This is a genomic window from bacterium, from assembly GCA_037128595.1.
Classification (GTDB): Bacteria; Verrucomicrobiota; Kiritimatiellia; order CAIKKV01; family CAITUY01; genus JAABPW01.
Genome location: JBAXWB010000057.1, coordinates 1 through 7,410 on the forward strand (window position 1 = coordinate 1; position 7,410 = coordinate 7,410).

General features: G+C 56.5%; 10 protein-coding genes. 6 read left to right on the top strand and 4 right to left on the bottom strand.

From position 1 onward, the window contains the following. Positions 1-42 precede the first annotated feature (42 nt). Positions 43-558 carry a hypothetical protein gene (locus WCS52_19225; protein MEI6169320.1) on the bottom strand — a complete coding sequence of 172 codons (516 nt, stop codon included), beginning with the start codon at positions 556-558 and terminating at the stop codon, positions 43-45. A 255-nt stretch (positions 559-813) separates the two neighbouring features. Between WCS52_19225 and WCS52_19230 the strand changes: the two genes are divergently transcribed. The 4 genes from WCS52_19230 (at position 814) to WCS52_19245 (ending at position 3,179) form a co-directional block, all read left to right on the top strand. Further along, on the top strand, positions 814-1,026 hold the full coding sequence (locus WCS52_19230) for a hypothetical protein (GenBank protein MEI6169321.1): 213 nt from the start codon (positions 814-816) through the stop codon (positions 1,024-1,026). Next, complete coding sequence (locus WCS52_19235) at positions 1,023-1,460, top strand: TA system VapC family ribonuclease toxin (protein MEI6169322.1); 438 nt, start codon at positions 1,023-1,025, stop codon at positions 1,458-1,460. Before WCS52_19230 ends, WCS52_19235 begins: the two co-directional genes overlap by 4 nt. Before the next feature lie 49 nt (positions 1,461-1,509). Beyond that, positions 1,510-2,370, top strand: coding sequence for an NAD(P)-dependent oxidoreductase (locus WCS52_19240; protein ID MEI6169323.1), 861 nt, complete (start codon positions 1,510-1,512; stop codon positions 2,368-2,370). A 203-nt stretch (positions 2,371-2,573) separates the two neighbouring features. Further along, the gene (locus tag WCS52_19245; GenBank protein MEI6169324.1) at positions 2,574-3,179 is read left to right on the top strand and encodes a Gfo/Idh/MocA family oxidoreductase; all 606 of its coding nucleotides are present in this window, start codon (positions 2,574-2,576) and stop codon (positions 3,177-3,179) included. Between the two features lie 270 nt (positions 3,180-3,449). Here WCS52_19245 and WCS52_19250 read toward each other — a convergent pair whose 3' ends face one another. Next, positions 3,450-3,623, bottom strand: a complete 174-nt coding sequence (locus WCS52_19250) for a hypothetical protein (protein MEI6169325.1) — start codon at positions 3,621-3,623, stop codon at positions 3,450-3,452. On the opposite strand from WCS52_19250, the gene WCS52_19255 reads away from it, so the two are divergent. Next, complete coding sequence (locus WCS52_19255) at positions 3,617-3,817, top strand: hypothetical protein (GenBank protein ID MEI6169326.1); 201 nt, start codon at positions 3,617-3,619, stop codon at positions 3,815-3,817. The two genes, WCS52_19250 and WCS52_19255, sit on opposite strands and share 7 nt — an antisense overlap. 31 nt (positions 3,818-3,848) lie before the next feature. Here WCS52_19255 and WCS52_19260 read toward each other — a convergent pair whose 3' ends face one another. Next, a complete protein-coding gene (locus WCS52_19260; GenBank protein MEI6169327.1) occupies positions 3,849-5,000 on the bottom strand; it encodes an AAA family ATPase in 1,152 nt (383 codons plus the stop codon). A 144-nt stretch (positions 5,001-5,144) separates the two neighbouring features. Here WCS52_19260 and WCS52_19265 point away from each other — a divergent pair, with 144 nt between their 5' ends. Then, on the top strand, positions 5,145-6,182 hold the full coding sequence (locus tag WCS52_19265) for a LacI family DNA-binding transcriptional regulator (GenBank protein ID MEI6169328.1): 1,038 nt from the start codon (positions 5,145-5,147) through the stop codon (positions 6,180-6,182). Between the two features lie 51 nt (positions 6,183-6,233). Here WCS52_19265 and WCS52_19270 read toward each other — a convergent pair whose 3' ends face one another. Then, on the bottom strand, positions 6,234-7,169 hold the full coding sequence (locus tag WCS52_19270; protein ID MEI6169329.1) for a nucleotidyl transferase AbiEii/AbiGii toxin family protein: 936 nt from the start codon (positions 7,167-7,169) through the stop codon (positions 6,234-6,236). Between the last annotated feature and the right edge of the window lie 241 nt (positions 7,170-7,410).

Sequence of the window (7,410 nt, forward strand, 5' to 3'; positions counted from 1 at the left end):
GAAAAGCAGATCAGTTAACAATGGAAAAGTGTCAAACGGAAATCAGGACGTGACACTGGAATCGCTGTGCAGTTTGAATGCAAGGGTGGTCTTGCCGGCCTTGAGGGGCAACTTCCCGAGGTTCACCCAGGCGACATAACGCAGATCAGGCTTGCCGTCGCTGGCGATGTTGATGCGGTCGGTGGCCTGGTCCATGTCAATGGCGGTCCAGGCGCCGTTGTTCAGTTTCCAGGAGGCCTTGCTCTGGGTCGGATTGAGACGGGCCCAGAGGGACCAGTTGCCCTCCTTGGGAACGTCGATATCGTAGGCGACCTCGGTATCGGCCTTGTCGGTAAAAGAGGAAAGCCAGCCGCCGCCGGAGAGGGCCCCTTTCTGAACCTGATCCGAATACCAGGGATGGGGATAGTTCTGGCCGCGGGAAGGGGTCTCGCCCTCTATCCAGAGGGTGTCGGTTTCGGCCGCCAGCAGGGATAGGGCGCCACAGATCAGGGTGAGGAGCGGGAGCGTCATGTTTAATTTCATAAGATCGAATTTCGGCCTTGTCCGTAGTGTCAGCATGTTTCGCTCCTTTAAAGGTGAATTTGTCCGGATCATGAACCTTCCGGCATGAGGATGCAATAGGCAGGTTGATTCAACCGGTTGACCGGAAGTTAGGCGGGGGGGGGCAGTAAAGATGAAACAATCATGTGTGTGTTGCGGATTGACATCAATTCCATGTGATGATAAATTTTAATCATGATAAGAACACAAGTTCAGATTCCGGATCACTTGTACGATTCTGCCAGGCAACTGGCCGGGCGTATGGAGATTTCTATGACGGAATTAGTCAGGCGAGGTCTTGAATATATGGTGTCGGTCTCCGTGCCGACGGACGGATCTGACGTTGCATGGAAATTGCCGGAGGCCAGCAGTTTGGGGGGGGTGGATCCTTTCGCCGCCCCTGATTGGAGAGAGCAGTTACATATGGGGCAGGCCAAAGTGGCGGAAGCAGGGGCGGGTTACAAGGTTAAGAGGACGCCAAAATGATATCATGTGACACGAATATCCTGTTTCCTGCATTTGACAAGGATTCGCCCTTTCACGATCGGGCGCGAACCTTTCTGGACTCCTGTTCTGGTCGTGCTGATTTTTGCCTTTGCGAACAGGTCCTTATGGAGTTGTATTGTCTGTTAAGGAATCCAACGGTGTGTCGTCCGCCCCTATCATCAGGGAAGGCCGTTGACATTATTCGGGGGGTGCGGGCCAATCCTGTCTGGAGGATTGTCGATCTCATGCCGGGGCATGGAATCATGGATCGTGTTTGGCAGCATGCCGCGGGACATACATTTGCATACCGTCGTTTGTTTGACGTGCGATTAGCCATGGTGCTGAAGCATCACGGGGTTTCTGAATTCGCCACGCGTAATGGCGCCGATTTCCGTGAGTGCGGATTTACGCGGCTGTGGGACCCCCTCGCTTAGGGAGGGTGAAGGGCTGGCGGGGACATCATGTGGAGGGTGGAATCTGGATATGAATATTGGCATTATCGGCTGTGGGATTATTGGTTCGCGCATGGGGCGGAATTGGCAGAAGGCGGGGCATCAGGTGGCCGGGTGGAACCGGACGCCGGCCAACGCCAAAGAGGCAGGCTTCCCCCTGCTGGACTCGCCTGCGGCCGTGGCTGAGGCCTCGGAGGTGATCATGGTGGTAGTCGCTGATCCGCCCGCCTTACGCTCCGTAATCGAAGGAGCCCAGGGTCTGGCGCGGGGGTCGCTCAAGGGGAAAGTGGTTCTGAACGCCAGTACGGTGGGGCCTGCGGATAACCAGCGCGCGGCGCACCGGGTTCAGGAGGCGGGGGGCGAATTCCTGGAAGTTCCCTTTACCGGGAGCAAGGGCGGCGCAGAAGCCGCCAAGCTGGTCTTTTACGTGGGGGGCGACCATGAACTGCTCGCCCGCCTGCAGCCGTTACTCCTTCAGATTGGCCAGAAATGTTTCCACTTCGGAGCCGTCGGGACGGCCGCCGATGCCAAGCTGGTCATGAACATGATGCTCGCTAATCTCATGCAGGCCATGATTGAAGGATTGGTTTTTTCTGGAAAAGCCGGCCTGGATATGGCCACCTTTGTGGAAGCCTACAAGATGAATGCAGGGTACTCTGTACTGGCGGATATGAAGATCGGAAAGATGCTGGCGGGCGACTATTCTCCTCACTTTTCCCTCAAACATATGGATAAGGATGTTCGTATTGCCCTGGAACGGGCGGATGAACTCCAGGCCGCCTGCCCGTTGACTGAGCGGCTCAAGGGGCTCTTTTCAGAGGCGATGAACGCCGGCTGGGGTGAGGAAGACTTTGCCGTGCTCTACCGTCTGATTTCTGAAAAATCAAAATAAAAGACCCTGCCAGTCTGGCCTGCGGCTCCCGAACGGGATTGTGGTTTCAGGACGATTTTAGTAATGGTTTCAAAATACCGGTCGCGGTCAGCGGCAACACGTTCCGCAAGTTTGCCGATGAGCAGGGGGGGAAGGCGGATTCCATCCATAGTAGTTTCGGGGATTCCGTCAAGGGGGGCATCTTCGACGTGGAAGATCTTGCGATGAGGCAGATCCGGTTCGATAACGGAGCCGTTCTCCAGATTGAATTCAGTTGGGCCTCCAACATCAAGGAGGAGAACCGCTTTGTTGAACTTCGCGGCACCAAGGCCGGTCTGACCTGGCGCGACGGCAACTTCGTGGAGATCCATTCCGAGGAGGATGGACAGCTTGTGGATATCAAGCCGGCCTCCAAATTGCAGGATGAAGGGCATTCCCGCAACCTCCGTCACTTTGTTGATGTTCTGCTGGAACGGGCCACACCGTGCTTCAAACCGCAACAGGGCGTTGACATGATCAAGATTCTGGCGGCGTTGTATAAGTCGGCCAGGACAGGGGCCTCTGGTTCCAGGATCTTGCGGACCCGATCGTCATCGGTGGGGATCGAGAACCCCACGGATACCCCCAGACAGGTTCGCAGGATATCGATATCCCTCGTTACAAGGGGTGATACCATGAGGATGACATCCTGTCCGCCGTACATGACAAATTGTCGTTCGGTGGCATCCTCAAATCCTATATTGTTAACGATTTCCTTACAGAATCGTTCATTACAAGGGGACTCCCTCTTGTTGGTACGGACTGTGCTTAAAGGAATTACCGTCAACTGAAATGGTTGGCCGAAAGGAGGATGATGGTTTTACGTAGATCCCAAGGATACAGAAAAATCGAAATCCAAGCTTTAAGGAGGTGTCGGCGTGCATCCTGGAGATGGCTGGGGTGACGCACTGGATATAGAGCTGCAAAGTGAATGAATTCTTGTAAGCAGCCTGACGGGACGTCCGAGGAGGCCGTCCCGTCAGTTATTGTTGATGTCGCCGTTTGTGATTTAAGGAACAATTCACACGATCTCATTAGGTGGGCCTCTTAAAATTCGCCCGTTATAAGGGAAAAGCCCGACCTCCCAAGGGGAAGCCGGGCTTATGGTTCTGACTATCGGTTACGCCGCTCTCTTTACCGCCCAGTCTGAGGCGCCAGGGGCGAACAACCGGCTCAACCACCGCCACGACTGGCGGCGTGACAGGCATCTCCTCCACCGGTTCAACAGGTGCCACGACCGGCTCATCCCTCAACAACTCAACAACCGACAACCCAGCAACTCCCCCCTCCCCCTTTCCCGGCCATTGACATCCACGTCGAGCAAGTGGGGCGCACCGTTGAACAACTGCTCTGGCGCATCGACCATCCCCGCGATCCGCGGGTGACTGTGGCGCTGGAGCCGACGCTGGTTTCGAGTGACGGGGTGTAAGATGATCCGCTACATCCCATGAAGGCCGGCTTCACGGGCGGATAATGTCACCGTTCCACAGCATGCGGAGGAACTCGGCCGACGGCAGCACGAGCACGTCATCAAGCAGCGCCCGGCGCTCGCCCAGGTAAACACCATAAGTCTTCACCGGCGTCGGCGTGAGTTCTCCTCGCAATCGGTGCAGCCCCCCGGAAAACCGCTTTTGCCACTGCATGGCCGCCTTCATCTCGATGGCGACATAGCCTTCGCGTGTTTCACATAACAGGTCGACTTCCGCGCCATCGTGACTGCGCCAGAAATGGAGATGATAGCGAAGTTTTGAATAGCCCAGAAACGAACGGATCTCATGGAAGAGGTAGGTTTCCAGCAGGGGGCCGGTCTCTTCCTGCGATGGGGGGTATGGCAAACGGCCCGAAAGCGCGCGCGTGACTCCCGTGTCGAACAAGTAGAATTTGGGATGGGCAACCTGCTTCGTTGCGCGCTTGAGTTTCCAGGGTTCAACCCAATACCCGAGCAACGTGTCGGAGATGATTTCAAAGTAATTCTGAACGGTCGAACGGGCAACCCCCGCCTCGCGGGAAATATTGCTTAAGTTGGTGACCTGCGCGTTCTGTCGGGCGGCGATTTCCAGGAACCGCGAAAACGACGCCACGTTTCGGGTCACGGCTTCGGCCCGGATTTCCTCGTTGAGATAGGTATGTGCGTAGGTCGTGAGAAACCCGATGGGATCGGTACCGGTCACCGCCAGCGGAAGCGTGCCGGTTGCGAGGGCCGCTTGCAAATCGAAATTCGGGCCGATTTCGGCCGAGACGAGCGGGAACATGCGAGCCTCGATGGCGCGTCCGGCCAACAGGTTTACGCCGGAACGTTTGAGTTTTCGCGCGCTGGAACCGCACAGGATGAAACGCAACCCGCAACTCTCGATCAATCGTTGAACTTCGTCCAGAAGCGCCGGCACTTTCTGAACTTCGTCGAGTACAACCCATCCCCCTGCGGGTACCGTTCTCAACTCATTGAATAATCTGCTTGGCTCACGTTCAAGACGCAGCGCTTCCCTTGTGTCGAGCAGGTCATAGCGTGTGGCCTCATGGAAATGCTGAGCGATCCAAGTTGATTTTCCTGTTCCTCTTGGCCCCAGTAAAAGAGTGGACGTGTCCGGCTTTCTCAGTAATCTTGAATACATAGGTGTAAATAATGCGGCAATTTTTACATGTATGCAATCAAAAACGACTTACGGGGCAGGTGCCTGTCCCTTAATGCCCATGAAATAAAGCTATGCAGAGTATATGGACGGAGAATTAAATAGGCAGTAGGATATCTCCAACTTATGAAAAGCACCATTAACAGCAAGGCGGTCGCGGAGTTGGCCAAGGTGTCGTTGGCCACGGTTTCCCGCGTGATTCATGATAGCCCCTTTATCAGTGCGGAGACCAAGCGCACGGTTCGTGGAGCGATGCAGACCTTGGGATATCAGCCGGCGGCGCCGGGTCGGCGTCAACGGCGTACCCGCAGTGCCCGGCGCACCAACCGGATCGCGCTGGTGGTGGCCGGACTTCCCCGGGCGGCCATGAATGCGCCGGTTTATCTCGACGTCTTGCATGGGGTTGAGGCGGCGGTGCGCGAGAGCGGTAAAGCGCTCATGCTGCTCCATCTGTCGTCGGAGGCGGCCAGTCCGGCGGAGTTGTCCTCGCAGAAGGTCGATGGGGTGGTGCTGTTCGGGTCCACGCAGGATGAACGCCTGATTCGCCGTTTGCAGGGAACTCCCTGCGTTCAGGTCATGGGGAAGATCGAGCCCCGCGCGTTGTGGGATCACGTCTCCTATGACAACGGGAGCCTGGGCCGGATTGCCGCGGATTATCTCCTCGGGCGCGGGCATCGGCATGCCGCCTTCATTTCGAGCACGCGGCAGCCGTTTTTCATCGAGCGCGGCGAGGTGTTCCAGCGCGCCATGGCGGCGGGCGGCGGAACCTGCCTGGAGTTCGAGGATCCGGCGTTGCTCGATACGTCCGAAGAGCTCTTGCAGGCGAATCCCGAACGGATGCGGATGCTGGTGGACCGGCTGCTTGCCGGGAATCCCCGGCCGACCGGCGTCTTCCTGGCGGCCGACACGCTGGCACCGGGGTTCTATGCCGAGTGGCAGCGGCGCGGCGTGAAAGCCGGCGAAGATCTGGATGTGATCGGGTGTAACAACGAACGAATCCTGTTGGCCCATCTGAGCCCGCGGCCAGCCACGATTGACATCCACGCCGAGCAAGTGGGGCGCAAAGCCGTGGAGCGTTTGCTCTGGCGCCTCGACCATCCCCGCGAGCCGCGCATGACCGTGGCGCTGGAGCCGATGCTGGTTCCGAGTGACGGGGTGAGATGATCCGCAAGTCAGGCTATCGCACATAGGTGCCTGTCCCTCGGTCCCTCTGGGCTATAGGCATTCGAGAAGCAGTTCTGCGACCCGCGCTGCGACGGCCTCGACGTTTGACCAGTTCTGCCATTTTGGAATGAGATTCTTGTACTCACCCAAATGCGTCTCTTCCAAGTCGAAGGGGAGGGGTTTGGCGAGTTGAATCTGCAGTTGTTGCAATGCCGATTGTCCGTTGGGTTGCGGATAGATTTCGTCGAATTGTTGCAATGCTTCAACAACGGCGTCATCTTTCATGGCATCTGCCAAGGCTACGAAATCGAGATAATCACGGGTGGCATTTCGTTTCAGGATGAGGACGCCCTTGATCCTCAGAATCTCAGCCAAGGTGGGCACCGTCAATTCCTGCCCCTCACATTTCATCCGGACCGTTTCGAGCGGTTGATCCCGTATGAGTTGACGTATTCCGGTTTCGATGCCGTCGAGACTGCCAAGAATCATAACGGGACGTCTTACGCGCGCTGTCCTCCAGCCCGCAACAGATTCGATCTCGGCAAGAATCTTGTCAAAGCGCGGGGTCAGATCAGGCAGGAAATGGTCGGCATCCCTTGAGAAACGGTGCCCGGCATGAAGGGCGGCTGCCGATCCACCCACCAGCACTGCGGAGGGCAGTATTTTTTGCAGGCGAGCGGCGGATGAAAGCAGGAGATCCCATTCAGGCAACTCGCCGCTCGGCATAATGCCTCCAGAGGTGGTAGCGTTGGGCGCCAGGATCATCTGCGTGTGCCACGCAAACGCGCAGGATCTTGACCATAAGGACAGGATTCGAAACTGCGGAATCGCGCAATTCAACCCAGTCCGACCGGTTTCCGCGCTCAATGATGTCGTCAATCGCAACGGTGGTGAATTCTTTATGGTTGATATGCCGATGTTCCATTCCATGAAAATAGGTAAGTAGTCAGCTGAATACAAGCAGAAACCGGCAGCAGAAACCGGCATGGGCAGGGGCTCGCAACCAAACGAAGAGTTTGAACAGAAGTCGCGAAGATCGCAAAGGAGAATTGTTTTTTCCCCGGCCTTCTAAGGCTCCAAACCGGCTCGATTTCTTATGTAATTGCTTGTGATGTGGTAACTTGATGTGGCGAAGCCACGACCTCATTCACCTAATCGCAGATGCGCCCGCTGGGGACCAGGGTCTTTTGTTTTGACTTCATAAAGCACTGCGGATGAGGCGCAACGC

What these genes read in the sequence shown, in the direction of transcription:
- WCS52_19225 (MEI6169320.1), bottom strand. Translation starts at nt 558, where the DNA reads ATGCTGACACTACGGACAAGGCCGAAATTCGATCTTATGAAATTAAAC.
- WCS52_19230 (MEI6169321.1), top strand. Translation starts at nt 814, where the DNA reads ATGACGGAATTAGTCAGGCGAGGTCTTGAATATATGGTGTCGGTCTCC.
- WCS52_19235 (MEI6169322.1), top strand. Translation starts at nt 1,023, where the DNA reads ATGATATCATGTGACACGAATATCCTGTTTCCTGCATTTGACAAGGAT.
- WCS52_19240 (MEI6169323.1), top strand. Translation starts at nt 1,510, where the DNA reads ATGAATATTGGCATTATCGGCTGTGGGATTATTGGTTCGCGCATGGGG.
- WCS52_19245 (MEI6169324.1), top strand. Translation starts at nt 2,574, where the DNA reads ATGAGGCAGATCCGGTTCGATAACGGAGCCGTTCTCCAGATTGAATTC.
- WCS52_19260 (MEI6169327.1), bottom strand. Translation starts at nt 5,000, where the DNA reads ATGTATTCAAGATTACTGAGAAAGCCGGACACGTCCACTCTTTTACTG.
- WCS52_19265 (MEI6169328.1), top strand. Translation starts at nt 5,145, where the DNA reads ATGAAAAGCACCATTAACAGCAAGGCGGTCGCGGAGTTGGCCAAGGTG.
- WCS52_19270 (MEI6169329.1), bottom strand. Translation starts at nt 7,169, where the DNA reads ATGCCGGTTTCTGCTGCCGGTTTCTGCTTGTATTCAGCTGACTACTTA.